The sequence below is a fragment of the Actinoplanes sp. NPDC026670 genome, assembly GCF_040638175.1.
In the GTDB taxonomy this organism is placed as follows: domain Bacteria; phylum Actinomycetota; class Actinomycetes; order Mycobacteriales; family Micromonosporaceae; genus Actinoplanes.
The window spans coordinates 22,111-46,994 of sequence record NZ_JBEZXU010000087.1; the positions used below are offsets into that span (position 1 = coordinate 22,111).

At 68.8% G+C, this 24,884-nt stretch carries 21 protein-coding genes; 10 read left to right on the top strand and 11 right to left on the bottom strand.

Going from position 1 to position 24,884, the window contains the following annotated elements; translation table 11 throughout:
- Positions 1–2: 2 nt before the first annotated feature.
- From rhaI to AB0E94_RS46940, 7 genes are all read right to left on the bottom strand, one after another.
- Positions 3–1,154: an L-rhamnose isomerase gene (gene rhaI / locus AB0E94_RS46910; protein WP_317786373.1), complete on the bottom strand. Its 1,152-nt coding sequence runs from the start codon at positions 1,152–1,154 to the stop codon at positions 3–5.
- Complete coding sequence (locus AB0E94_RS46915; RefSeq protein WP_360341240.1) at positions 1,151–2,209, bottom strand: ABC transporter permease; 1,059 nt, start codon at positions 2,207–2,209, stop codon at positions 1,151–1,153. The genes rhaI and AB0E94_RS46915 overlap by 4 nt, the downstream gene beginning before the upstream one ends.
- Positions 2,206–3,204, bottom strand: a complete 999-nt coding sequence (locus tag AB0E94_RS46920; RefSeq protein WP_360341243.1) for an ABC transporter permease — start codon at positions 3,202–3,204, stop codon at positions 2,206–2,208. The genes AB0E94_RS46915 and AB0E94_RS46920 overlap by 4 nt, the downstream gene beginning before the upstream one ends.
- Positions 3,201–4,823, bottom strand: a complete 1,623-nt coding sequence (locus AB0E94_RS46925) for a sugar ABC transporter ATP-binding protein (RefSeq protein ID WP_360341246.1) — start codon at positions 4,821–4,823, stop codon at positions 3,201–3,203. The genes AB0E94_RS46920 and AB0E94_RS46925 overlap by 4 nt, the downstream gene beginning before the upstream one ends.
- Positions 4,823–5,851, bottom strand: coding sequence for an autoinducer 2 ABC transporter substrate-binding protein (locus AB0E94_RS46930; protein WP_360341249.1), 1,029 nt, complete (start codon positions 5,849–5,851; stop codon positions 4,823–4,825). Before AB0E94_RS46930 ends, AB0E94_RS46925 begins: the two co-directional genes overlap by 1 nt.
- Before the next feature lie 1,088 nt (positions 5,852–6,939).
- A complete protein-coding gene (locus AB0E94_RS46935; RefSeq protein ID WP_360341252.1) occupies positions 6,940–8,781 on the bottom strand; it encodes a DUF3618 domain-containing protein in 1,842 nt (613 codons plus the stop codon).
- A complete protein-coding gene (locus tag AB0E94_RS46940; protein ID WP_360341255.1) occupies positions 8,778–9,194 on the bottom strand; it encodes a phage holin family protein in 417 nt (138 codons plus the stop codon). Before AB0E94_RS46940 ends, AB0E94_RS46935 begins: the two co-directional genes overlap by 4 nt.
- A gap of 168 nt (positions 9,195–9,362) precedes the next feature.
- Here AB0E94_RS46940 and AB0E94_RS46945 point away from each other — a divergent pair, with 168 nt between their 5' ends.
- The gene (locus AB0E94_RS46945; RefSeq protein ID WP_360341258.1) at positions 9,363–11,252 is read left to right on the top strand and encodes a protein kinase; all 1,890 of its coding nucleotides are present in this window, start codon (positions 9,363–9,365) and stop codon (positions 11,250–11,252) included.
- On the opposite strand, the gene AB0E94_RS46950 is transcribed toward AB0E94_RS46945, so the two are convergent.
- From AB0E94_RS46950 to AB0E94_RS46960, 3 genes are all read right to left on the bottom strand, one after another.
- Complete coding sequence (locus AB0E94_RS46950) at positions 11,246–11,788, bottom strand: Uma2 family endonuclease (protein WP_360341261.1); 543 nt, start codon at positions 11,786–11,788, stop codon at positions 11,246–11,248. The genes AB0E94_RS46945 and AB0E94_RS46950 overlap by 7 nt on opposite strands.
- 48 nt (positions 11,789–11,836) lie before the next feature.
- Positions 11,837–12,415, bottom strand: a complete 579-nt coding sequence (locus tag AB0E94_RS46955; RefSeq protein WP_360341264.1) for a Uma2 family endonuclease — start codon at positions 12,413–12,415, stop codon at positions 11,837–11,839.
- Between the two features lie 72 nt (positions 12,416–12,487).
- On the bottom strand, positions 12,488–13,804 hold the full coding sequence (locus AB0E94_RS46960) for an aminotransferase class I/II-fold pyridoxal phosphate-dependent enzyme (protein ID WP_360341267.1): 1,317 nt from the start codon (positions 13,802–13,804) through the stop codon (positions 12,488–12,490).
- A gap of 76 nt (positions 13,805–13,880) precedes the next feature.
- On the opposite strand from AB0E94_RS46960, the gene AB0E94_RS46965 reads away from it, so the two are divergent.
- From AB0E94_RS46965 to AB0E94_RS47000, 8 genes are all read left to right on the top strand, one after another.
- A complete protein-coding gene (locus AB0E94_RS46965) occupies positions 13,881–15,368 on the top strand; it encodes a CoA-acylating methylmalonate-semialdehyde dehydrogenase (protein WP_360341270.1) in 1,488 nt (495 codons plus the stop codon).
- 10 nt (positions 15,369–15,378) lie between these two features.
- Entirely contained in the window at positions 15,379–16,716 is a 1,338-nt protein-coding gene (locus tag AB0E94_RS46970; RefSeq protein ID WP_360341273.1) for an aspartate aminotransferase family protein, read from the top strand.
- A 154-nt stretch (positions 16,717–16,870) separates the two neighbouring features.
- Positions 16,871–18,322 (top strand): gamma-aminobutyraldehyde dehydrogenase, encoded by a 1,452-nt coding sequence (locus AB0E94_RS46975; protein WP_360341276.1) that lies wholly within the window; start codon positions 16,871–16,873, stop codon positions 18,320–18,322.
- A 3-nt stretch (positions 18,323–18,325) separates the two neighbouring features.
- The gene (locus tag AB0E94_RS46980; RefSeq protein ID WP_360341279.1) at positions 18,326–19,450 is read left to right on the top strand and encodes an ABC transporter ATP-binding protein; all 1,125 of its coding nucleotides are present in this window, start codon (positions 18,326–18,328) and stop codon (positions 19,448–19,450) included.
- 41 nt (positions 19,451–19,491) lie between these two features.
- Positions 19,492–20,700, top strand: coding sequence for a spermidine/putrescine ABC transporter substrate-binding protein (locus tag AB0E94_RS46985; protein ID WP_360341282.1), 1,209 nt, complete (start codon positions 19,492–19,494; stop codon positions 20,698–20,700).
- Between the two features lie 4 nt (positions 20,701–20,704).
- Positions 20,705–21,568 (top strand): ABC transporter permease, encoded by an 864-nt coding sequence (locus tag AB0E94_RS46990; protein ID WP_360341285.1) that lies wholly within the window; start codon positions 20,705–20,707, stop codon positions 21,566–21,568.
- Positions 21,565–22,356, top strand: coding sequence for an ABC transporter permease (locus AB0E94_RS46995; RefSeq protein ID WP_360341288.1), 792 nt, complete (start codon positions 21,565–21,567; stop codon positions 22,354–22,356). The genes AB0E94_RS46990 and AB0E94_RS46995 overlap by 4 nt, the downstream gene beginning before the upstream one ends.
- A 179-nt stretch (positions 22,357–22,535) precedes the next feature.
- Positions 22,536–23,885, top strand: a complete 1,350-nt coding sequence (locus AB0E94_RS47000; RefSeq protein ID WP_360341297.1) for an aspartate aminotransferase family protein — start codon at positions 22,536–22,538, stop codon at positions 23,883–23,885.
- 262 nt (positions 23,886–24,147) lie between these two features.
- On the opposite strand, the gene AB0E94_RS47005 is transcribed toward AB0E94_RS47000, so the two are convergent.
- Positions 24,148–24,480 carry a gamma-glutamylcyclotransferase family protein gene (locus AB0E94_RS47005; protein ID WP_360341291.1) on the bottom strand — a complete coding sequence of 111 codons (333 nt, stop codon included), beginning with the start codon at positions 24,478–24,480 and terminating at the stop codon, positions 24,148–24,150.
- 297 nt (positions 24,481–24,777) lie between these two features.
- On the opposite strand from AB0E94_RS47005, the gene AB0E94_RS47010 reads away from it, so the two are divergent.
- Positions 24,778–24,884: transposase (locus AB0E94_RS47010; RefSeq protein ID WP_360341300.1), on the top strand; the 107-nt coding region annotated here is incomplete at its 3' end.

Here is a 24,884-nt window from a genome sequence, read left to right on the forward strand (position 1 = left end):
GATTACGCTCCCCAGCTGGCCTGGGTCCCGCCGACCCGCTCGGCGGCGGCCGTCTGGGCGTACCCCGATGAATGGAATGCCTTGGCCGGATCGCGCGGCAGCCCCCTCGCCTCCCGCCGGTCCGCGAGAGCGGACCGCACGTCGGTCTCGTAGGCGTCCATCAGCACCTGATGCGCGCCGAGGACGTCGCCGTCGCGCTGCGCGGTGGCCAGCGCCGCCTGATCCACCTGGAGCGCCTTGGCCAGCGCCTGCTCGACGTTGAGCACCGAGAGGATCTGGCCGGGGATCTTCTCCTCGATGTTGTGGCACTGGTCGAGCATGAAGTTGACCCCCGACTCGGGCCGGTGCGCGTCCGCCGCCACGATCTCCGACATGATCCGGAACAGCTGGAACGGGTCGGCCGAACCCACGATCAGGTCGTCGTCGGCGTAGTAGCGCGAGTTGAAGTCGAACGCGCCGAGCTTCTTCTGCCGGATCAGCTGCATCACGATGAACTCGATGTTCGTTCCCGGCGCGTGGTGCCCGGTGTCCAGCACGACCGTCGCCCGCTCGCCCAGCGCCAGGCAGTGCAGCAGCGACGTGCCCCAGTCCGGGATGTCGGTCGAGTAGAAGTACGGCTCGAAGAACTTGTACTCCAGCAGGATCCGGTGGTTGTCGTCGGACGCGTCGTAGATCTCCCGCAGCGACTCGGCCAGCCGGTCCTGCCGGCCCCGCAGCGAATCCTGGCCGGCGTAGTTCAGGCCGTCCGGCAGCCAGATCTTCAGATCCGTCGAACCGGTCTGCCGCATCACGTCCAGGCACTGCTTGTGGTGGTCGATCGCCTTGCGGCGGATCGCCGGGTCCGGGTTGCACAGCGAGCCCAGCCGGTAGTCGTCGTCCTGGAAGACGTTCGAGTTGATCGCGCCGATCTGCACACCCACCTTGTCGGCGTGCGCCTTCAGGTCGCTCCAGTCGTCGACCAGGTCCCACGGGATGTGCAGGGAGACCCGGTTGGCCAGGCCGGTGAGACGATTCACCTGCGCGGCGTCGGACAGCTTCTCGTACGGGTTGCGTGGCCCACCAGGACGGGTGAAGACCTTGAACCGGGTGCCCGAGTTCCCGTACGCCCAGCTCGGGACCTCGATCGTGAAGCCGTCCAGACCGTCGAGGTTCATGATGTGGTACCTCCGTACCGTCGATTGGTGAGCCCGTTCAACAGCGCGGCGAACACCAGCACCGCGCCGAGCGCGAGGAGCTGGTACTGCGAACCCTCGTTACCGACGAAGGCCAGCAGGATGCCGGCGTTGAGCCAGACGATGAGCAGAGTGGCCAGCACGACCCCGGCGACCCGGCCGATGCCACCGGTGATCGCCACGCCGCCGAGGACGGCGATGGTGATCGCGGGCAGGGCCATGCCGTTGCCGGAGACGCCCGCGTCCGGACGGGCCGAGGCGAACTGCCCCACCGTCACCACGGCCACCAGGCCGGAGATCAGACCCGCGTAGACGTACGCCTTGAAGCGCGTGTCCCGGACCGGGAGACCGGCCCAGCGAGCGGCGACGTCGTTGGTGCCGATCGCGTAGAGCCGCCGCCCGTAGGCGGTGCGGGCCAGCAGCAGCCAGACCGCCACCACGGTGGGCAGCAGGAACGTGAAGATCCCGAGCGGAACGTTCGGGACGTACTCGCCGAACAGCGGCAGCTCCACCGATTTGCTCAGCGAGAACAGCTCCTGGATCGGCTTCGTGCTGATCGGCTGCTGGTTGTTGATCACGATCGCCAGGCTCTTGTACGCGTAGAACGTCGCGAGCGTGGCGATCAGGGCCGGGAAGCCGATGTACGAGACCAGGAACCCGTTGATCGCGCCGAGGAACGCGCCGAACCCGGCCGTCGCGAGGATCGCCAGCCACAGCGGCCAGCCCCACTCGCCGTAGGCGAAGCCGAACACCATCCCGGCCAGGCTCACCATCGCGCCCACCGACAGGTCGATGCCGCCCCGGCCGGAGAGGATCACCAGCATCTCGGCCAGGCCCAGCATGGCCAGGGGGACCGCGCTGATCAGGCTGGCCGACATGTAGTCGAAGTCGTACGGCGCGGTGAGATAGCCGCCGGCGTCATTGATGAAGAACGTGACCATCACTGCGACGATCAGTACCGCGAGGAGGGCGATCCGCTGGGTGAGCAGGATCTTGATGAAGTCCGTTTTCTCCCGCTTTTCTGCCACCGTGGTCATCGGGCCCTCCTTGCGCGGGCGCGCAGCAGGTCGGCGCCGACCGCCACGATGATGAAGATGCCGACGAACAGGTCGGACAGCTGCGAACGCCAGCCCAGCTGGGTCACCCCGGACGCCACCGACTGCACCAGCAGCGCGCCGAGCAGGGTGCCGAGCACCGAACCACGGCCGCCCATGATGCTCGTACCGCCGATCACGACCGCCGCGATCACCGCCAGCTCCTTGCCGGAACCGACCGACTGATCGAGCGTCGACGTGCCCTGCGCGATCACGAAACACGACGCCAGGCCGACGAGCACCCCGGTGAAGACGTAGGCCAGCAGCACCCGCCGCTGCACCCGGACCCCGGCCAGGCGCGCGGCGACCGGGTCCCCGCCGATGGCGTAGAAGTGCCGGCCACCCGCGGTGTGCCGCAGGTACCACCAGACGGCCGCGGTGACGAGGACGGTGATCAGGAAGGCGTGCGGGACGCCCATCGTGCGCCCGTCCGGTCCGCGGCCGAAGAACGCCAGCGTGCCGGGGATCCCGTTGACCGTGCCGGAGCCGAAGATCCGCAGGCCGAGGAACATGAACAGGTTGGCCGTGCCGAACGTGATGATGATGGCGTGCACCCGGCCGTAGGCGATCAGCACCCCGTTGACCAGGCCGAGCACCGCGCCCGCGGCGATCGACAGCAGCACCGCCGTGCCGAGGCTCACCCCGTCCGTGCCGACCAGCGCCTTCGCGGTCAGCACCGAACACACCATGATCGCGCCGCCGACCGAGACGTCGATGCCGCCGGTGATGATCACGATGGTCATGGCCACGCCGACCAGCGCCACCGGGGCGGTCGCCACCAGGAGCGGCTGGATCGAGCCGGCGGTGAGGAAGGCCGGGGTGCTGACCGCGAGCGCGGCCCACAGCACGGCGATCACACCGACCAGCACGACCTCCTGCCCGGTGACCGGGCTCGGCAGCACCTTCCGCTTGATCTTCGCTTCCGCAACCGCGGTCATGCGCTGCCTCCCGCGGCCGTCGTCCGGTCCGTCTCGCCGTCGGCGGTCGTCCGTTCCGTCCCGCCGTCGGCGGTCGTCCGGTCCGTCTCGCCGTCGGCGGCCGGCTTCTGGTTTGTCTCGCCGCCGCCGGCGGCCGCGGCCAGCAGGTCGACCTGGCTGGCGTCCGGGCCGAACTCGTCGGTCGTCGTGCCGCCCCGCACCACCTGGATGCGGTCGGCGATGCGCAGCGCCTCCGGCAGGTCGGACGTCACCACCAGGACGGCGGTGCCATCCTCGGCCAGTTCGGTGATCAAGCGGTGGATCTCCTCCTTGGCCCCGACGTCGACACCCTGTGTCGGCTCGGCCAGCACCAGCACCTTCGGCCGCTCCACGAGTTGCCGGGCCAGCACGACCTTCTGCGCGTTGCCACCGGACATCGCGCTGATCGCCTGCCGCTCGTGCGGCGTCTTCACCGCGAGCCTGTCGATCAACTTGAGCGCCACGGCCTTCTCCCGGGCCCGGTCCACCCACACCCCGAACTTCGACAGCAACCGCAGATGACCCGCCGAGATGTTGAAGGCGATCGACTGGAAGCCGAACATCCCCTCGACCTTGCGGTTCGCCGGCAGCAGCGCGATGCCGAGCCGCTGCGCGTGCTCGGGACTCTTGATGTTGACTTGACTTGAGTTGATCAATATTTGCCCATGTGTACTGCGATCAATTCCGTACACACATGCCGCGATCTCGGAGACGCCGGAGCCGACCAGTCCGTACAGCGCGACGATCTCGCCGGCCTTGACGCTCACGTCGACGTCGCGGAACCGGCCGTCCCGGCTGAGGCGCCGCAACTCCAGAACCGCCGGTCCATCCGGCACCTCGCGATGCGGACGGGCGTCCGACAACTCCTCACCCACCATCAGGTGGGCGATCTGCCGGACGCTCAGATCCCCGATCGGGTACGTGCCGATGGTGCGCCCGTCCCGCATGACGGTCACCTCGTCGGCGATCCGGAACAACTCGTCCAGCCGGTGCGAGATGTAGATGACCGCCACGCCGGCCGCCGTCAGCCGCCGGACCACGTCGAACAGCACCTCGATCTCGGCGTCGGTCAGGATCGCCGACGGCTCGTCCAGGATCAGCACCTTCGCGTCCGCGGCCAGCGCCTTCGCGATCGACACCTGCTGCTGTTCGGCCACCGACAGGGTGCCCACCTCGGCGGTCGTGTAGCGCTCCGGCAGGCCGAGCAGCTCCAGCAGCTCGACCACCTTCGCGTTCTGCGCCGGCCAGTCGACCCGTCCGGCCTTCTTCAGCTCGCGGCCGAGGAAGATGTTCTCGGCGACCGTCAGCTCCGGGAAGAGCTGCGGCTCCTGATACACGGTGGCGATGCCGAGCGCGATCGCCGCCGTCGTCGAGCCGAGCTTGACCGGCTCACCCTCGAACTCGATCTCGCCGGTGTCGGCGACCTCGGCCCCCGCCACGATCTTGATCATCGTGGACTTGCCGGCGCCGTTCTCACCGACGAGAGCGTGGACCTTGCCTGCCCGTACCGTGAAATCGGCGTGCTGGATGGCCCGGACCGCGCCGAACCGCTTCGAGATAGCGGTAAGGCGCAGCCGCGGGTTTTCGATCTTGTCGGTCATCAGTAGTTGAACTGGTCGACGTTCTGGTCGGTGATCGCCAGCGCCGGCCCGAGGAGCAGCATCTTGTTCGCCTCGGTGTAGGCGACCGCGGACAGATCGCTGGACACGTTGTTCGTCGCGGCGAACGGCTTGCCCTGCGCGATCTGGGCGCCCGCCCACGCGGTCAGGTAGCCGAGGTTCTCCACGTCCCAGAGGATCGCGGCGGTCGACGACTTGTCCTGGAGGTACGGCTTCATCGCCTGCGGGGTGCCCAGGCCGACCGTGAACACCTTGCCGATCTTGCCGGCGTCCTTGACCGCCTGCGCCACACCCGGCGCCGACGACGTGCACTCACCGACCAGGCCGGTCAGGTCCGGGTGCGCGTTCATCAGGTCGGTCGCCATCTGCGTGGCCTTCGCCTGGTCCTCGCCGGCGTAGACGATGTCGACGATCTCCGCGTCCGGGTACTTCTCCTTGGTGTACGCCTTCTGGACCTCGATCCAGGAGTTCAGGTTCTCCGCGGTCTGGCCGCAGGACACGATCGCGTACTTGCCCTTGCCGCCCATCGCCGTCAGCAGCGAGTCGGTCAGGCCCTCGCCGATGCCCTGCGCGGTGGCCTGGTTGACGAACACCTCCCGCACACTCGTCGGGGCGTCGGTGTCGGCGGTCGCCACGTGGATGCCGGCGTCCTTCGCCTGCTGGAGCAGCGGCGCCATGCTGTCCGGGTCGTTCGGGGCGACGATCAGTGTGTCGACCTTCTGCTGGATGTACGACCGGACGATGTCGGCCTGTGCAGCGGCGTCCGCCTGGGTGGGGCCCTGGTAGAGCCACTCGACGTTGCCGAGCGCGGCGGCCGCCTCCTTGCCGCCGGCGTTCATCGCCTCGAAGTAGGGGACACCCTGCAACTTCGGGACGAACGCCACCTTGTAGGTCTTCTTGCCCGCGTCGCCCGAGGCGGCGGTGTCGGTGTCGTTCTTCTTGGTGCAACCGGTGAGAGCTATGGCGGCCGTCGTGGCCATGACGACGGCAGCGGTAAACCGAGGACGCATGACGCCTCCTGTTAAAGGGTTCTTGAAACGTTCTAGCTGAGGTGTGAGTCACGTTACGATCCCGTTAGGGCAGGGTCAAGAGTTGATTCCCAGGGTGCCCTTGATTTCTTCGTCGAGCAGGCCATTCGCCTCAAGAGTCATCCTGATACGTTTCAAGGAGTGTCACCGTTACCCCCTTTCGTCCCGTCCCCACCACCGTGTCCCGCCCGCCACCACCTCACCCCATCCCCACCCCGGCCGCCGGAGGGTGGACGCCGCGAGTGCGACCGCGCGGGGCAGTCGTGCGGGTGCGGTCGTGCGGGGCGGTCGGGGTGCGGGTGCGGTCGTGCGGGGCGGTCGGGGTGAGGGTGCGGGTGCGGTTGTGCGGGGCGGTCGTGCGGGGTGCGGTTGTTCGCCGGAGGCCGAATCGAGCGCGCCGGCTGGCTTGTCGGCGAAGATCATCTTGGGGCTGGTGACCAGGGCGTCGTCCAGTGCCTGGTTGGCGCTGCTGCTCAGGCACATGGTGACCACCGACGGGCCGGTGCGTGGCTCCGGTCGCATGGGTTCGGCCGTGTCGGGTTCGGCGGCGCTTGGGAACTTTGCGGTCGAGGTTCTGGCGGCGTGGTCGTGGCCCGCCGAGATCACCATCCGGTCATGGCTTGCCGCAGGTCTGTTTCGGTCGGCATGCGTGACATGTCGCAGCGCCGGTGAACGGCGATCAGCGCACACGATCGCCGATCGTGGGCTCTCGTCCTCGTCGCCGCGTGGGCCAGCGCACACGTTAGGACGATCGTGGACGTTCATCCATGCCAGGGCGAAGACAGGAGCACGCGCAACGCCAACGTGTGCGCCGGTCGACGTTGCCGGTCTGCGTCCGCACCAAGTCCGGCGGTGACGGCCGCACCAAGTCCGGCGGTGACGGCCGCACCAAGTCCGGCGGTGACGGCTGCACCAAGTCCGGCGGTGACGGCTCGCGTCTTCGGCCTGTCTGCGCCTACCTCGGAGGGTTCTGCTGCAGCCCGGCCGGAGTCTCGTCCCTCCGGGGTGTGGTTCGGAGATGGCGACGGGCCCCGCCGGTGTGTGGCGGGGCCCGTGAGCGTGCGGTTCGGTCAGCGGAGTCTTCGGATCAAGACTGCCGCCACCGCGGCGACCGCCAGGACTGCTCCGATCAGGGCGTACTGCTGACGTCTGTCGAACGGGTGATCCGGATGAGTGCTGCGCGCGCGGTCCCGGAGGGTGCCGATGGCTTCGGACGCCCGGGCCGGGAGAGTGCCGATCGCGGTGGTGGCCCGTTCGGCGGCCTCGGCGGCTGCCTCGGCCAGGTGGGTTCGGGTCTCGGCGGACTCCTGCCTCTGTGCGCGTGGGTCGGTGGGTGTCTGCCTCTGCGCGCGTGGGTCGGTGGGTGTCGCCGAACCCGCCTGGGTGACTTCGCCTGTCTCGCCGGTTCGGGTCCGGGTGCCGCGGATCGAATCGGTCACGGCCTCCGCTTTGGCTGCGATGGTTCCGGCGGCCTCGGCGGCCACCTGCTTGAGGCGGCTGGGGCCGGATTCGGCGGTGGAGTCGTTCGGCGTACCGATCAATTGGTTTCTCTTTGCCGTAGCCGCCTCGGCGATATGGCCGGCCTTTTCCGCGGCGGTCTGGGCCAGCTGGTTCTTCCTGTCCGTGGCGGCGTCGGTGAACTGCGCGGCGGCGTCGGACAGCTGTGCCTTCTTCTCCGCCACGGCCTCGGTCAGTTGTGCCTTCTTCTCGGCGGCGGCCTCGGTGAGCTGGTTCTTCTTTTCGGTGGCGGCCGACCTGACCCGGCTGGGGACGTCCATCTTCTCGATCAGTGCGGCTGCGGTGTCGCCCATCTCCGCCCTGGTCTGCTCGATTTCCGTCCGAAGTGCCTCAGCCTGATCCTTGGCGTCGCCGCCTGTGCCGTTCCTTGCCTTCTCGGCCGCGGCGTGAACATTTTCGGTGCGATTCGGTGCCGCCTCCGGCCGGCCGGCCTCGTGGAAACCGGTCCGGGTTTCCGCCGGGGCCGGGGAACCCGTCTGACCTGCGGCGGGGGAGTGGATCCGGGCGTCCGCCGCGGAATTGCCGGCCTTTGTGGGTGCCGGATGATTCGGGCTGGATCCGCTCGGTGACGATGCGATTTGCGGGCCCGGTTCGGGTACCGGCGCGCGACCTGTGACACGGCCGGGGCCCGGCGTGCCGCCTGTGGAAGGTGCCGTCCTGCTGCCGGGTGTGGTCGGCGGCGGTGTTGCGCCCGTCGCATGCTGAGGGGCCGGCGTCGATGGGCCCGGCTTCGGGGCGGTGGACTGCGGTGCCGGCTTCGGTGTCGCCGGTGCCGGATGCGCGGGGGCGGCCGCCGATGGTGGCGCCGGTTTCGGAGTTCCGGAGCCGCGTGGCGGGTCCGCGCTGGCGGGAGCCCTCGCCGGAGACGGTGCGGGTTTAGGCGGCGCAGAAGGTGCGGGTTTAGGCGGCGCAGAAGGTGCGGGTTTAGGCGGCGCGGAAGGTGCGGGTTTAGGCGGCGCGGAATGTGCGGCCGGCTTCGCGTCGCCACCGGCCGCAACTCCCGGGCCGGGTTTCGGCGAGGCGCCGCCAGGGCCGGGTTTCGGCGGGCTGGCGCCGCTCGGGGACGACGGTGTGGGGCTTCCGGTCGCCGGGCGGCCGGACGTCGTCACCGTGCTACGCGAACCCGGGCCCGGAGTGACCGTGCTGTGCGCGGCCGGACCGGATCGGCTCGCCGCCGGATCAGGGGCCGCGTTCGTGTCCGAGGAAGCGGAAGAGGACGAGGAAGCGGGAGAGGAAGTGGAAGCGGAAGCGGACGAAGAAGTGGAAGCGGAAGGAGCGGCCGCCGCAGGGCCCGGCTTCGGTGGATCCTCGCCCGAGACACGGTTCGAGGACGGTGGCCCCGGCTTCGGGCGGTTGCGATTGGCGGCCGGGCGGCTTCGGTTCGGAACGCTCATGAGCGCGCCCCGCGCCGGGCCGCGGCCATGAACTCGTTCACGTCACGGCGCCCGCTCGCGATGGCGGCCTCCGGAGTCGGCGGCACCGCCTGCTGCACCTCGTGTCGCCCGGCGATCGCGGCGATTCCCGCGCCGGCGAACAGCACCACCGCCACGATGAGGGCGGACGCCCATACCGGCATGACGAGCGACAGGGCCGCTCCGGCGGTGACGAGCAGCGCGCCGACGCCGTACAGCGTGATCACCCCGGCCCCGCCGAGCAGACCCGCGCCCTTGCCGGCACGTCGGCCCTTCTCGGCCATCTCGATCCGGGCGAGCGCCAGCTCGTCACGGATCAGGGTGGTCACCTGTTCACTGAGCCGGCTCACCAGTTCCGCGGCCGACTGCTCGGTTCGTGCGTCTGTGTGGGTCATCGTCCCTCCGTCCTGCACGGTTGTCCTCCAGACGTACCCTCCCCAATCCTGACTAATCGCCCGCCGCCGGGCCGCCGATTCCGGTAAGTGAAGGTGAATGCCCGTTATGCGGCTTGGGGCAGGTGGGGGTTCGCTTGATGCGTGCACCGGCCGGGTATAACGGTGCGCATGCCTGATGCGCCCGTGCTGCTCGCCGGACGGTACCGGCTGGGCGAGAGCCTGGGCCGCGGTGGAATGGGCCAGGTCCTCCTGGCCCGTGACGAAACGCTCCAGCGAGATGTGGCGATCAAGGAGATCGACCAGCCGCTCGGCGCGGACGGCGGGGCGTCGGCGCGGCGCACCCTTCGCGAGGCGCGGGCGTCGGCACGGATCAATCATCCCAACGTCGTTCAGGTGTACGACGTACTGCAGCTCGACGACCGCACCTGGATCGTCATGGAGTACGTGCCGAGCCGTTCGCTCCGGGAGGAGATCGCCGAACAGGGTCCGCTCGATCCGTATCGCGTCGCCCGGATCGGACTGGAACTGCTCGGGGCGCTGCGCACCGCCCACCGCCTCGGCGTCGAGCACCGTGACGTCAAACCGGCGAACGTGCTGCTCGCCGACGACGGCCGGGTGCTGCTCACCGACTTCGGCATCGCCGCGGTCGACGACGACGGGGTGATCAGCCGGTCCGACATCCTGGTCGGGTCGCCGCAGTTCATGGCGCCGGAGCGGGCCCAGGGCACCCCGAGCGGCCCGGAGGCCGACCTGTGGTCGCTCGGCGCCACGCTCTATGCGGCGATCGAGGGCCGGGCGCCCTACCAGCGGGGTTCGACGATGGCGACCCTCGCGGCGCTCGCCACCGAGGAGCCGGATCCGCCGGTGCACGCCGGTGTGCTGCGCCCACTGCTCGACGGACTGCTCCGCAAGGACCCGGCCGCCCGGATGGCCGCCGAGGACGCTGAGAACCTCGCCCGCGCCATCATCACCGGCCTGTCCGAGACCGAGGAGGCGACGCCGAAGCCGTCCGGCCTGGCCGGGTTCGCCGCCAGCCTCCCGGTGGTGTTCCGGATCCCGCGCCCGCGTGAGTCCAGCGAGGGCTCGGCGAGCGCCGGCGATTCGCCCGTACCCGGCCCCGAGGACCCGGTGTCCGTTGAAGCCACCCCGGAATCCGGCGCCGAGTCCCGTTCCGCGGCCGAAGCCGAGGCCGACCCTGGATCTGACGCCGGGCCGGGCGGGAACATCGGCGACGCGGTGCCGGCGAAGGATGACGAACCAGAGGACGCGGCGGGCTCGAAGGAGCAACCGGGCGCGGGGGTGGCCGAGGTGCCTCTGCCGGAGGTGGTCACCCGGGCGACGTCGGCAGGCGTGCCGGTGGAGGCAACCGGTGCCGAGCGCCGCCGGCGCGGGCTGATCGTGGCGGTGGCGGCGCTGGCCGTCGTCCTCGTCGTGGGGGTCGCGTGGGCGCTGACCGGCCGGACCGGCAGTCCCGAGGCGCAGCCGGCGAAGTCCGCGGCCGCATCGACGGCCGGTCTGCCGGCGGGCGCCCCGCCGCCCTCGGCCACCCCGTCACCGGCGGCGTCGTCGGAACCCGCACAGAGCCCGTCGCCGTCCGGCGAAAGCCGTCCGCAGCTTCCGGCCGGCTGGGTGGAATACAAGGACAAGACCGGATTCTCCCTGTACGTCCCAGCGGGCTGGACACGCTCGAAGGAGGGGTCGATCGTCTACTTCCGGGGCGACGGGAAGATCCTCGGCATCGACCAGACTGACGAGCCGAAGTCGAACCCGGTGAAGGACTGGCGCACCCAGGCCGACAACCGGGTCTCGGGCGGGGACTTCCCGCAGTACGCCGAGGTGCACATCAAGGCGGTCGACTACTTCCTGAAGGCCGCCGACTGGGAGTTCACGTTCATGCGCGACGGCGTCCGCCGGCACGTCAACAACCGTGGCACGGTGGTCTCCGAGAACCGGGCCTACGGCATCTACTGGCAGACCCCGGACTCCGAGTGGTCCGATTCCCGAGACGACCTGCAACTGGTCTTCGACAGCTTCGTCCCGGACAAGAACACTCAATAGTCGAGAAGGAAACCGGTGCTGATCGACATCGGGAACGGCAGGTCGCTGGTCAGCGTCTCGCCGTGTTTTGCCGAGGCGTGCTCGGCGTAGCCGTTGTCCGCCAGCCGGAACAACCGCAGCGTGACCGAGGCGTAGTCGGCGAAGGACGGTTCAACGAGCAGGTACCACGGGATCCCCGCGGCGGCGTAGGCGACCATCTTCAGCCCGCGGTCGGTTGCGGCGTTGCCGGGCGATGTGATCTCGCAGACGAGAACGACATCGGCCGCGTCGCTCACCGCGGTTTCCGTCGGGCCTTTCTTGACGGCGAGATCGGGGATGAGGATCCGTCCAGCGGCGAGCCGGACGTTGGGTGCCAGGGGGTGCCCGCAACTCCGCCGCACGTGCCGCAGGACGCAACGAATCCCGAAGGTTACCCGCGATCTCTTGGTGATGGTCGTTGGGTAGAGGGGCCGCCAGGAGGCTTCCGTCCAGAAGCTCGATGCGACGGTGCGTCTCGCCGAGCGCGAGATAATCCGCCTCGCTCCAACACCCGACATGGTCGTCGGGTGTCCCCACCGTCACCGGCGAGCCCTGATGGTGTCCGCTCAAAGTGAATCTTCGAGGCCGAGCAGGCTGTTGCCGTTGATCGTGGCCCGCAACGGCTCCTCGAGGGTCAGCACCTTGTTACCCTCGGCCACCGCGTAGGTCTGATAACGGCCGGCTTCCAGACGGAAGAGGTGCAGGGTCACCGACTCGTATCGCGACGTCTCCGGCTCGATCAGCAGATACCACTTGATGTTCGCTGCGGCGTAGAGCTCCTTCTTGGTGATCCGGTCCATGGCGGCGTTGCTTGGTGAGGTGATCTCGCAGGCCAGGAGAACGTCGGACGCTTTGGTGACGGTGACGACCCGCTCTCCCTTGGAGATGATCAGGTCGGGTTGCAGAATCCTGGCCGTAGCCAGCCGGACGTCCACGTCCTGCCTGACCCGGAGCCCTGCAGCCTTTGCTGCCGGCAGTAGTGCGACGTAGAGGTGCCCGCTGATGTCCTGATGCGGTGCAATCGGTCGTGGTGTCACCCACAAGCTCCCGTCGAGCAGTTCGAGTCGGTAGTTCGTCGCATCGAGCGCGAGGAACTCCTCCTCGGACCAGGGGCCCGAGTGGTCGTCGAGGGAGACCTTCGTCATGGGCAGAGTGTCGCATGCGCTCATGCCTCATATGGTCGTTCACCAACTAGGCCTCAGTCAAGTTGGTCTGGGTCAACGGGGGATCGGCTGGGTGGCGGCCCTGGCCGCGGTGGCCAGGCGCTCGGCGACCTCGGTGTGGTCGGCGGCGATCAGGCCGACAGTCACCCGCAGGTGGGGCGCGGTGGCCGGCCCGACCGTGAACGCAGTGCCGGCCGCCGCCCCGATCCCGGCGCTGGCCAGGCTCAGCAGGGCGGCCTGCTCGTCGGCGACCGGCAGCCACAGGTTGAGGCCCTCGCCCGGTGGCAGCACGATCCCGGCCGACGCCAGCGCCGTGGTGATCAGCCGGCGGCGGCGGGCGTACTCGTCGCGGGCGGCCGCCACCGCGGCGATCGACGCCGGGGCGGTGAGCAGGGTGAGCAGCAGGTGCTGGAGGAGCCGGCTGGTCCAGCCCTGGCCGAGCAGCCGCCGCTCCAGGATCGGGTCGAGGACCGTCGCCGGGCCACTGATCGCGGCCAGCCGCAGGTCGGGGCCGTGCGACTTGGAGAAGCTGCGCACGTGCAGGGTCTGCCGCGGGATGTGGGTGCCCACCGACAGCGGCGATCCGGAGGACAACTCGCCGGCCGAGTCGTCCTCCACCACGTACACCTGCGGGGTCTGGCTGAGGACCGCGGCGAGGGAGGCGGCCCGCGACGGTGACCACGACGCGCCTGTGGGGTTGAGGGCGCGCGGCTGGAGGAAGACCGCGGCGGGCCGCCGGGTGAGGGCGGCGGCGAGCCGCTCCGGGATCATCCCGTGCGCGTCGGTGGCGACCCCGACGACCCGGACGCCGAGCGTGTCGAGCAGGTCGAGCAGCGGCGGGAAGCAGGGGTTCTCGACCAGGGCGAGGTCGCCGAGGCGCAGCAGGGCGGTGGCGGCGTGATCGACCGCGTCCATCGCCCCGTCGAAGATCGATAGGCGTTCCGGGGGGTACGGCCACCGCTCCCGCAGCAGCGCCCCCAGCGCGGGCAGCACCGGCTCGTCGAGGTAACTGCTCGGCGCCGGCGACAGCCCGTGCAGGTCGGGTAGTGGCGGAAGCAGCGCCGGGTCGGGGACTCCGGTGGAAAGATCGAGACCGAAACCCGAAGTTCGCCGCAGCGCTGCCCGATAACGACCAGGGCCGCCCGCGCCGGGGGTGGCCACCACGGTGCCCCGCCGCCCGTCGGTGCGGATGGTGCCGGCCCGCCGCAGGAGCTGCCACGCCGAGTTGACGGTGCTGGGGGAGAGCTGCAACTCGGTGGCGACCGAGCGCACCGGCGGCAGTTTGAGCCCGCCGGCCAGGGCGCCGTCGCCGACCGCGCGGCTGACCGCTTCGGCCAGGCCGCGTGCGCTGGCGTCGGACAGTCGTTCCATGACGGCCTGGTAAAACATTATGTGACAGTACAATCATGTCATTGTTCGGTCCAGAGTCGTCACATAATCTCGGTGCATGAATCACATCGCGCACTGGATCGGCGGCGCCGAGACCGCCGGCACCTCGGGCCGTGTCGGCCCGGTCTACAACCCGGCCACCGGCGAGCAGATCGCCACCGTTGATCTCGCCGACGGAAAAGAGCTCGACGCGGCGGTGAAGGTGGCGAAGGAGGCGGCCCGGAGCTGGCGGGAGGCGTCGCTCTCGAAGCGTTCCGCGGTCCTGTTCAAGTTCCGTGAGCTGCTCGCCTCGCGTACCGGCGAGATCGCTGCGATCGTCACCCGCGAGCACGGCAAGGTGCTCGCCGACGCGGCCGGTGAGGTGGCCCGCGGCCTGGAGAACGTCGAGTTCGCCACCGGCATCCCGCACCTGATGAAGGGCAACTTCTCCGAGCAGGCTGCGACCGGCGTCGACGTCTACTCGATCCGCCAGCCGCTCGGTGTGGTCGCCGGCATCACCCCGTTCAACTTCCCGGCGATGGTCCCGCTGTGGATGTGCGCCACCGCCATCGCCGCGGGCAACGCGTTCGTGCTCAAGCCCAGCGAGAAGGACCCGTCGGCATCGCTCTGGCTGGCGAAGCTGTGGAAGGAGGCGGGTCTGCCGGACGGCGTGTTCACCGTCGTCAACGGCGACAAGGAGGCGGTCGACGCGATCCTGACCCACCCGGACATCGCCGCGGTCAGCTTCGTCGGCTCGACCCCGATCGCCAAGTACATCTACGAGACCGGCACCTCGCACGGCAAGCGGGTGCAGGCCCTCGGCGGCGCCAAGAACCACATGATCGTGCTGCCCGACGCCGAGCTCGACGCGGCCGCCGACGCGGCGATCAGCGCGGGTTACGGCGCGGCCGGCGAGCGCTGCATGGCGATCTCCGTGGTGGTCGCGGTCGGTGAGATCGCCGACCCGCTGGTCGCGGCGATCGCCGCCCGGCTCCCGAAGATCAAGATCGGCGACGGCACCGACCCCGCCTCCGAGATGGGCCCGCTGATCAGCGCCCAGCACCGGGACAAGGTGGCCGGCTACATCGAGGCCGGGGTCAGCGAGGGCGCCACGGTGGTGGCCGACGGCCGCGCCGACGACCTGCCCAAGGACGGCTTCTTCCTGGGCGCGACCCTGCTCGACAACGTCACCCCGGAGATGATCGTCTACACCGACGAGATCTTCGGCCCGGTGCTGAGTGTCGTCCGCGTGGACACCTACGCCGAGGCCCTCGAGCTGGTCAACAACAACGAGTACGGCAACGGCACCGCCATCTTCACCCGGGACGGCGGCGCGGCCCGGCAGTTCCAGTTCGACGTCAACGCGGGCATGGTCGGCGTGAACGTGCCGATCCCGGTGCCGGTCGCCTACTACTCGTTCGGTGGCTGGAAGGCGTCGCTGTTCGGCGACACCCACATGTACGGCCCGGACGGCATCCACTTCTTCACCCGCAGCAAGGTCGTCACGTCCCGCTGGCCCGACCCGGGAACTTCGTCGATCGACCTCGGTTTCCCGCAGACTCGTTGAGGATCAGCTAGTGAGCACTGAATCGCAGGTGCGCGCCGACGACCGCGCGCACGTCTTCCACTCCTGGTCCGCGCAGGGCCTGATCGACCCGCTGCCCATCGAGAGGGCGCTGGGCAGCCACTTCTGGGACTACTCGGGTAAGAAGTACCTGGACTTCTCGTCCCAGCTGGTCAACATCAACATCGGCCACCAGCATCCGCGCCTGATCGCGGCGATCCAGGAGCAGGCCGGCAAGCTCGCCACCATCCAGCCGGCCTTCGCCAACGACAAGCGCGGCGAGGCGGCCCGGATGATCGCCGAGATCGCCCCGGCCAACCTGAACAAGGTGTTCTTCACCAACGGCGGCGCCGAGGCCAACGAGAACGCGATCCGGATGGCCCGCCTGCACACCGGCCGGCACAAGGTGCTGTCCACGTACCGCAGCTACCACGGGTCGACCGCCACCGCGATCACCGCGACCGGCGACCCGCGCCGCTGGCCGAACGAGCCGGTCGCCGTCGGTGTCGTGCACTTCTGGGGGCCGTACCCGTACCGGTCGCCGTTCCATTCCGCGAACGAGCAGGAGGAGTCCCAGCGGGCGCTCCAGCACCTGCGCGACACGATCGTCTTCGAGGGGCCGGGCACGATCGCCGCGATCCTGCTGGAGACCGTGGTCGGCACCAACGGCATCCTGGTCCCGCCGCCCGGCTACCTGGCCGGGGTGCGGGAGATCTGCGACGAGTTCGGCATCGTCTTCATCGCCGACGAGGTGATGGCCGGTTTCGGCAGGTGCGGCGAGTGGTTCGCGGTGGACCGCTGGGGTGTCGCCCCCGACCTGATCACGTTCGCCAAGGGCGTCAACTCCGGCTACCTGCCGCTGGGTGGCGTGGTGATCTCCGACGAGATCGCCGAGACGTTCCGCGAGCGCCCGTTCCCGGGTGGCCTCACCTACTCCGGGCACCCGCTGGCCTGCGCCTCGGCGGTGGCCAGCATGCAGATCTTCAAGGAGGAGGGGATCGTCGAGCACGCCCGCGCGCTCGGCGACGACATCATCGGGCCGGCGCTGGCCGCCCTCAAGGCGAAGCACCCGAGTGTCGGCGAGGTCCGCGGCCTGGGCGTGTTCTGGGCGATCGAGCTGGTCACGAATCCGGACACCAGGGCGCCTCTGGTACCGTTCAACGCCGCCGGGCCCGCCGCCGCGCCGATGAACGCGGTCGCCGCGGCCTGCAAGGAGCGGGGCCTGTGGCCCTTCGTCCACTTCAACCGGCTCCACGTCGTGCCGCCGTGCACGATCACCGCGGAGGAGCTCCGCGAGGGCCTGGCGATCATCGACGAGGCGCTCACCGTGGCTGACGGATTCAGCGCCTGAAACACCGGATTACGTAGCTGGAACGGGGTCAGATCTTCTGATTCCGTTTCAGCTTTGGAAATTACTTCGGATTCCCTTGCTAGCTCACTCGCCTGTGTGACAAGGTCCCTCCAGTCCGGGTGAGATCGCCCTAGACCGGAAGGCCAAAATCCCTGTGAGCACCCCTGTTCCCGTGCTGCGCAACTTCGTCGCCGGGTCCTACACCGGCACCGAGGACGGCCTCACGTCCCCGGTGATCGACCCCAGCACCGGGGAGACGTACGCGCAGGCCCCGGTCTCCTCGGTGCGGGATGTCGAGAAGGCGGTCGCCGCCGCCGCGGACGGTTTCGAGGTCTGGCGGGACAGCACTCCGGCCGAGCGGCAGCGGGCGCTGCTGCGTATCGCCGACGCGATCGAGTCACGGGCTGAGGAGATCATCGCGGCCGAGGTCCGCAACACCGGTAAACCGGTGGAGGCGACCCGGGCCGAGGAGATGGGCCCGATCCTCGACGAGCTGCGTTTCTTCGCCGGAGCGGCGCGGATCCTGGAGGGCAAGGCCGCGGGGGAGTACCTGCGGGACCACACCTCCTTCGTACGCCGTGAGCCGATCGGCGTCTGCGCGCAGATCACCCCGTGGAACTATCCGATGGTGATGGGTGTGTGGAAGTTCGCGCCGGCCATCGCAGCGGGCAACTCGGTGGTCCTGAAGCCGTCCGACACCACCCCGGTCAGCACGCTGCTGCTGGCCGAGATCGCGAACGAGTTCCTGCCGCCGGGCGTGCTGAACGTGGTCTGCGGCGACCGGGACACCGGCCGCGCCCTGGTCACCCACCCGACCCCGCAGTTCGTGTCGATCACCGGCTCGACCCGGGCCGGCATGGAGGTCGCCGCGGCCGCCGCCCCCGACCTCAAGCGGGTGCACCTGGAGCTCGGCGGCAAGGCCCCGGTGGTGGTCTTCGACGACGTCGACATCGCCGCCACCGCCGCCGCGATCGCCGGCGCCGGTTTCTTCAACGCCGGCCAGGACTGCACCGCCGCCACCCGGGTGCTGGTGCACGAGCGGATCGCCGCCGACTTCACCGCGGCGCTCGCCGACGCGGCCAGGGCGACGAAGGTCGGCGCGCCGAGCGACCCGGACGCCTTCTTCGGCCCGGTCAACAACGTCAACCAGCTGGACCGGGTCACCGGTTTCCTGGCCCGCACCCCGGAGCACGCCGAGGTGGTCGCCGGCGGGCACCGGGTCGGCAGCCGCGGCTACTTCTTCGCGCCGACCGTGGTGGCCGGGCTCCGGCAGCAGGACGAGATGATCCAGGACGAGATCTTCGGCCCGGTCGTCACCGTGCAGGCCTTCAGCGACGAGGACCAGGCGGTCCGCTGGGCCAACGACGTGCGGTTCGGGCTGAGCGCCAGCGTCTGGACGCAGAACCACGGCCGGGCCATGCGGGTGTCCCGCCGGTTGGACTTCGGCGCGGTCTGGATCAACACGCACCTACCCTTCGTATCCGAGATGCCGCACGGCGGTTACGGTCACTCCGGTTACGGCAAGGATCTCTCGATGTACGGGTTCGAGGAATACACCCGTATCAAGCACGTGATGAGCTTCAATGACACCCCCGCTCAGAGGTGATAGATGACCACTCCTCCCTCCCCGCCGGTCCCCACACCGGCGATCGAGTTCGCCGGCGTGCGCAAGGACTACCTGTCGCACGGTGAGGCGGTGCCCGCCGTCAAGAGCCTGGACCTGGCGATCGGACAGGGGGAGTTCTTCTCACTGCTCGGGCCGTCCGGTTGCGGCAAGACCACCACGATGCGGATGATCGCCGGCTTCGAGGAGCCGACCGCCGGCAAGGTCTTCCTGGACGGCAAGGACGTGACGGGCGTCGCGCCGAACAAGCGCGACGTCAACATGGTCTTCCAGTCGTACGCGCTGTTCCCGCACCTCACCGTGCAGCAGAACGTGTCGTTCGGCCTGGAGCGCAAGAAGGTCGGCAAGAGCGAGATCAAGCGCCGGGTCGGCGAGATGCTCGAGATCGTCTCGCTGACCGGCATGGAGCGGCGTCAGCCCAAGGAGATGTCCGGCGGCCAGCAGCAGCGGGTCGCGCTGGCCCGGGCGCTGGTCAACCACCCGCGGGCGCTGCTGCTCGACGAGCCGCTCGGCGCCCTCGACCTCAAGCTGCGCCAGCAGATGCAGATCGAGCTCAAGCGCATCCAGCGTGAGGTCGGCATCACCTTCGTCTACGTCACCCACGACCAGGGCGAGGCGCTCACCATGAGCGACCGCATCGCCGTGATGAACAGCGGCCTGATCGAGCAGCTCGGCTCGCCGCGGGACATCTACGAGCGCCCGTCGACCCGGTTCGTGGCGGGCTTCATCGGCACCTCCAACATCATCGACGGGAAGGTCAGCTGGTCCGACCAGGGCCTCGCGGTTCTCGACAAGGGCCCCGGCGAGCGCGTCGTGGTGCCGGTCCCGGCGGGCGTCGCTGTGGGCCGCGAGATCGAGGTCTCGGTCCGGCCGGAGAAGATCGACCTGCACCGGGCGATTCCGGGCAATGTCAACGGGAGCCTTCTTTCCGGCACCGTCACCGAGGTCGTCTACCACGGCACCTCGACGAATTACACAGTGGCGACCACCGCTGGAACCGACTTCGTGGTGTTCGATCAGAATGCTCACGATGCAGAGGACGTCGCGTCTCGTGGCGAGCGCGTCTTCCTCACCTGGGCCCCGCAGCACTCGTACCCGATCGGAGTCTGATGTTTCCCACCGATAAGCCGAGCCCCTCCCTCCTGCGAGGCATGACGCAGTCGCGGCTCGGTCGCCGTGACGCGCTGCGCCTCGGCGGGTTGTCGGCGATGGGCGCCTTCCTCGCCGCCTGTGGCGTGGAGGGCAAGGGCAAGCCGCAGGCCAGCATTGCCCCCGACGCCGTCGCGAAGTTCTGGAACGGCAAGACCCAGAAGGGTCAGCTCAACTTCGCCAACTGGCCGCTCTACATGGACCCGAAGAAGCCGGAACTCAAGAAGTTCACCCAGAAGACCGGCATCCAGGTCAAGTACGACGAGGTCATCCAGGAGATGGGCCCGTGGTTCGCCAAGGTCCAGCCGCAGCTGTCCGCCGGGCAGTCGATCGGCTACGACCTGATGGTGATCACCAACTCGATCCAGTTCGGCCAGTTCCGTGACTCGGGCTTCCTCGCCCCGCTGGACCACTCCAAGCTGCCGAACTACGCCGCCAACGCGGCCAAGTCGTACGCCGCCTCCTCGTACGACCCGGGCAACGTCTTCAGCATCCCGTACGCGTCCGGCATCACCGGCATCGCGTACGACCCGGCGAAGATCACCGACCCGGTGACCAGCCTCGCCGACCTGTGGAACCCGAAGTACAAGGGCAAGGTCGGCATGTTCAAGGACCTCCAGGAGCTGGGCAACTTCGGCCTGCTCGCGGCCGGCCTCGACCCGTCCAAGTCGGACGAGACCGCGTGGAAGACGGCGGCGGCCAAGCTCAAGGAGCAGAAGGACGGCGGCATCGTCCGCAACTACTACGACCAGAGCTACGTCGACGCGCTCGGCAAGGGCGAGGTCTGGATCACCCAGGCCTGGTCCGGTGACATCTTCCAGAAGAACGTCTCCGACGGCACGAACTTCAAGTTCGTCATCCCGTCCGAGGGCGGCACCATCTGGACCGACAACATGGCCATCCCGGTCACCGCCGAGAACCCGGTCGACGCCATCACCCTGATGGACTTCCTGTACGACCTGGAAAACGCCACCACCCTGGCCGAGTACATCAACTACGTGTGCCCGGTGCCCGGCGCGCAGGCCCAGATGAAGAAGCACGCGGCCGCCGCGTCCGGCGAGGACAAGGAGTTCCTGCTCTCGGTGGCCGACAGCCCGCTGGTCTTCCCCGGTGACGCCGAGTACAAGCGGCTGCACTACTACGTCAACTTCAACACCGCCGAGGAGAAGAACGACTTCGAGCGGGTGTTCCAACCGATCGTGCTGGGGTAATCGCATGGACCGGGTGAAACGTACACTCGCGCCCTATCTGCTCGTCCTGCCCGGCGGGCTGTGGCTCCTGGTGTTCTTCGCGGTGCCGATGGTCACGATGTTGTCGCTGTCGCTGCAGGAGGGCGACATCGTCAACGGCTTCGTGTTCACCGGCCACTGGCATAACTACACCGAGTCGCTGGCGGACTATCAGACCCAGTTGATCCGCTCGCTGGTGTACGGCGCCGTCACGTCGATCGTCCTGATCGTGCTGGCGTTCCCGGTCGCCTACTGGATCGCCTTCTACGGGGGGAAGAAGAAGGCGACGTACCTGTTCCTGATCATGCTCCCGTTCTTCGTCTCGTTCGTGCTGCGCACCATCTCCTGGCGGATGCTGCTCACCGACGACGGCGTGCTGCTGCACCCGCTGAAGTCGGCCGGGATCCTGCCGGACGACTTCCAGGTGCTCGGCTCGGCCAGCGCGGTCATCTTCGGGCTGGTGTACAGCTTCCTGCCGTTCATGGTGCTGCCGATCTACGTGGCGCTGGAGCGCATCGACCCGCGTGTGGTCGAGGCGGCGCGGGATCTGTACGCCTCCCCGATGACCTCGTTCCGCAAGGTGATCTTCCCGCTGGCGCTGCCCGGTGTCTTCGCCGGCGTGCTGATGACCTTCGTGCCGGCCAGCTCCGACTACGTCAACTCGGAGCTGCTCGGCAGTTCGGAGACCACCATGATCGGCCAGGTCATCCAGGCCAAGTTCCTGTCCAACTCCGACTACCCGTCGGCGTCGGCGCTGTCGTTCACCCTGATGGCGGTGCTCCTGATCGGTGTCTTCTCGTACGCCCGCGCGCTGGGCACCGAGGACGTCATGAAGGTGGCCGCCCGATGAACGGACGCGGCGTACGCCTCATGCACGTCTACACCTGGGTGCTGATCGGCTGGCTGATCCTGCCGATCACGGTGATGATCCTGTTCGGGTTCAACAACCCGAGCGGCCGGTACAACCAGACCTGGCAGGGCTTCACGTTCAAGTGGTACAAGGACGTGTTCGCCCTGGAGGCGCTCACCGACGCCCTGGTCACGTCGCTGGTCGTCGCGGTGCTCACCGCGCTGATCGCCGGCGCGCTGGGCACCGGCATCGGCTACGCGCTGGGCCGCTGGCAGTTCAAGGGCGCCGGCGCCCTCAACCTGCTGATGTTCGCCGCGATCTCCTCGCCCGAACTGGTGATGGGCTCGTCCCTGCTCAGCCTGTTCGTGTCGATGGGCGCCTCGCTCGGCGCGGTGACCATCACCATTGCCCACGTGATGTTCTCGGTGTCGTTCGTCGCCATCGTGGTCCGGGCCCGGGTCGTCACCCTGGACCGGTCCCTCGAGGAGGCGGCGGCCGACCTGGGCGCGACCGGGTGGACCACCTTCTGGAAGGTGATCTTCCCGATCATCCTGCCGGCCATCATGTCCGGCGTGATGCTCGCGTTCGCGCTGTCCATTGACGACTTCGTGATCACCAACTTCACCGCGGGCACCACCGAGACGTTCCCGCTGTGGATCTGGGGCGCCACCCGCGTCGGCCTGCCGCCGCAGGTCAACGTCATGGGCACGATGATCTTCGCGGCCGGCGTGCTGTTCGCGGTCGTCTCCAACATCCGCTCGCGGTCGAAGAAGAAGGTCGCCGCGTAACAGACGGTGCGAATCGGCCCGGCGCTTACCTCAAGCGCCGGGCCGATTTCTGTTAAAGCTGCGGAAATAGTGGTGGGATCTCTTGTGTGCGACGGATTCCGTGGGCAGGATCATGGTTACCTCTGGAACTAGTGGGAGAGATACCAGTGACAGACCGATCGCCCGCTGACGTGGACGCACTGTCCAACACCGCCCGAGACCACCTCTGGATGCACTTCACCCGCCTCTCGGCCTACCAGAGCGCCCCGGTCCCGGTGATCACCCGCGGTGACGGCTGCTACGTCTGGGACTCCACCGGACGCCGCTACCTCGACGGCCTGTCCGCCCTGTTCGTGGTGCAGACCGGGCACGGCCGGCAGGAGCTGGCCGACGCCGCCGCCAAGCAGGCGTCCGAGCTGGCCTACTTCCCGATCTGGTCGTACGCGCACCCGAAGGCGATCGAGCTGGCCAAGCGTCTGGCCGACCTGGCCCCCGGCGACCTGAACCGGGTCTTCTTCACCACCGGCGGCTCCGAGGCCGTCGAGTCGGCGTGGAAACTGGCCCGCTCCTACTTCAAGCGGGTCGGCAAGCCGCTCAAGACCAAGGTGATCTCCCGGGCCGTCGCCTACCACGGCAGCTCGATGGGCGCCCTGTCGATCACCGGCATCCCGCCGTTCAAGCAGGACTTCGAACCGCTCGTCCCGTCGACGATGCGCGTGCCGAACACCAACTACTACCGGCGCCCCGACGAGAACATGACACCCGAGCAGTTCGGGATCTGGGCCGCCGACCGGATCGCCGAGCAGATCGAGTTCGAGGGCCCGGACACGGTCGCCGCCGTCTACCTGGAGCCGGTGCAGAACGCCGGCGGCTGCTTCCCGCCGCCGCCCGGCTACTTCCAGCGGGTCCGCGAGATCTGCGACCGCTACGACGTGCTGCTCGTCTCCGACGAGGTGATCTGCGCGTTCGGCCGCCTCGGCGAGTACTTCGGCGCCGACCGCTACGGCTACCAGCCCGACATCATCACCGTCGCCAAGGGCCTGACCTCCGGCTACGTCCCGCTCGGCGCGATGATCGCCTCCGAGCGCCTGGCCGAGCCGTTCCTGTCCGGCACCAACTGGTTCGCGCACGGCATCACCTACGGCGGTCACCCGGTCGGCTCCGCGGTGGCGCTGGCCAACCTCGACATCATGGAACGTGAAGGCCTCAACCAGCACGTCCGCGAAAACAGCCCGATCTTCCGCTCCTACCTGGAGCGCCTGCTCGACCTGCCGATCGTCGGCGACGTCCGCGGCGACGGCTACTTCTTCGGCATCGAGATGGTCAAGGACAAGTCGACGAAGGAGACCTTCAACGCCGACGAATCCGAGCGCCTGCTCCGCGGCTTCCTCTCCCAGGCCCTCTTCGAGGCCGGCCTCTACTGCCGCGCCGACGACCGCGGCGACCCGGTGATCCAGCTGGCGCCGCCGCTGACCGCCACGGAGACCCAGTTCGCCGAGATCGAGCAGATCCTGCGAGCGGTCCTCACCGAGGCCCAGAACCGCCTCTGAACCCGTCTCTCACCGCAGGCGCGCCGGTCCCGATCGGCGCGCCTTTCTTTTTGGTACGGCCACGAAGAGCGCTGTTCCCTACCCCGCGACGCAGGCGCCCGGTCCCGGCCGACAGCGCGACCGCCGGGCTGATGCGATGGTCACCGCCCGACTCCCACCGCAGTCTCAGTACCTCGATCACAGCGGTGGCGGCCGGCGGTCCCGCATCGGCTGGTCCGCACCGCTGTGTCAGCGGGCTCGACACCACGGTGGCGGCCGGCCGTCATCGGGCGACGTAGACCCAGGCGGTTTCGCCGGACGCGAGCGGTGCCGTCACCCGGTGGTAGTCGTCGACCTCGTAGCCGTCGGCGAGCAGCAGCTCCGCCTCGGTCACCTCGAGCGCCGAACCCTCGACGGTCTCGGCGTCGTCCCCGGTGCGCACCAGGATCGGGTGGAAGGCCTCGCCACTGACCGCGAGCACCTCCGGATCGGTGATCTCCAGCTGCTCGACCCGGAACCCGACGATCCGGTCGGCGCGCCCGTCCAGCTCACGCCCGAACACACTCCGCTGCACACCTGGATCACGCAGGGTCCCGTAGGAGAACAGCAACGCCATGATCACGATCCTATCCGGACGCCGCGCAGCCCACTCCCGCGCCACAGCGGACCACCCATGCCACCGGCCACGCATGTCACCGCCCGCCCATGTCACCGCCTGCCGATGTCACCGGCCGCCCATGTCACCGGCCACGCATGTCCAATGCCACTTAGCTTAAGTTGATCAAGGCTGTGACCTGCAGGTTCTCGGCTAGTGCCGTCGGCGTCCGGCGTGGCCGCAATTCATGCCGCATCCGCATGCGTGAGCTTCCCCTCGTACCGTGGAGGCATCGCCTTAAGGGATTGGTGACTGGCGATGGCGGAGATACGGCGAAGGTTTGATCAGGACTTCAGAGATGGTGCGGTGCGGCTGGTCCGGGAGACCGGCAAGCCGATCGCGCAGGTTGCCCGGGATCTGGGGAT

What these genes read in the sequence shown, in the direction of transcription:
- rhaI (WP_317786373.1), bottom strand. Translation starts at nt 1,154, where the DNA reads ATGAACCTCGACGGTCTGGACGGCTTCACGATCGAGGTCCCGAGCTGG.
- AB0E94_RS46985 (WP_360341282.1), top strand. Translation starts at nt 19,492, where the DNA reads ATGACGCAGTCGCGGCTCGGTCGCCGTGACGCGCTGCGCCTCGGCGGG.
- AB0E94_RS47005 (WP_360341291.1), bottom strand. Translation starts at nt 24,480, where the DNA reads ATGGCGTTGCTGTTCTCCTACGGGACCCTGCGTGATCCAGGTGTGCAG.
- AB0E94_RS46935 (WP_360341252.1), bottom strand. Translation starts at nt 8,781, where the DNA reads ATGAGCGTTCCGAACCGAAGCCGCCCGGCCGCCAATCGCAACCGCCCG.
- AB0E94_RS46915 (WP_360341240.1), bottom strand. Translation starts at nt 2,209, where the DNA reads ATGACCACGGTGGCAGAAAAGCGGGAGAAAACGGACTTCATCAAGATC.
- AB0E94_RS46960 (WP_360341267.1), bottom strand. Translation starts at nt 13,804, where the DNA reads ATGGAACGACTGTCCGACGCCAGCGCACGCGGCCTGGCCGAAGCGGTC.
- AB0E94_RS46990 (WP_360341285.1), top strand. Translation starts at nt 20,705, where the DNA reads ATGGACCGGGTGAAACGTACACTCGCGCCCTATCTGCTCGTCCTGCCC.
- AB0E94_RS46955 (WP_360341264.1), bottom strand. Translation starts at nt 12,415, where the DNA reads ATGACGAAGGTCTCCCTCGACGACCACTCGGGCCCCTGGTCCGAGGAG.
- AB0E94_RS46940 (WP_360341255.1), bottom strand. Translation starts at nt 9,194, where the DNA reads ATGACCCACACAGACGCACGAACCGAGCAGTCGGCCGCGGAACTGGTG.
- AB0E94_RS46980 (WP_360341279.1), top strand. Translation starts at nt 18,326, where the DNA reads ATGACCACTCCTCCCTCCCCGCCGGTCCCCACACCGGCGATCGAGTTC.
- AB0E94_RS46945 (WP_360341258.1), top strand. Translation starts at nt 9,363, where the DNA reads ATGCCTGATGCGCCCGTGCTGCTCGCCGGACGGTACCGGCTGGGCGAG.
- AB0E94_RS46965 (WP_360341270.1), top strand. Translation starts at nt 13,881, where the DNA reads ATGAATCACATCGCGCACTGGATCGGCGGCGCCGAGACCGCCGGCACC.
- AB0E94_RS46925 (WP_360341246.1), bottom strand. Translation starts at nt 4,823, where the DNA reads ATGACCGACAAGATCGAAAACCCGCGGCTGCGCCTTACCGCTATCTCG.
- AB0E94_RS46930 (WP_360341249.1), bottom strand. Translation starts at nt 5,851, where the DNA reads ATGCGTCCTCGGTTTACCGCTGCCGTCGTCATGGCCACGACGGCCGCC.
- AB0E94_RS46995 (WP_360341288.1), top strand. Translation starts at nt 21,565, where the DNA reads ATGAACGGACGCGGCGTACGCCTCATGCACGTCTACACCTGGGTGCTG.
- AB0E94_RS46950 (WP_360341261.1), bottom strand. Translation starts at nt 11,788, where the DNA reads ATGTCGGGTGTTGGAGCGAGGCGGATTATCTCGCGCTCGGCGAGACGC.
- AB0E94_RS46920 (WP_360341243.1), bottom strand. Translation starts at nt 3,204, where the DNA reads ATGACCGCGGTTGCGGAAGCGAAGATCAAGCGGAAGGTGCTGCCGAGC.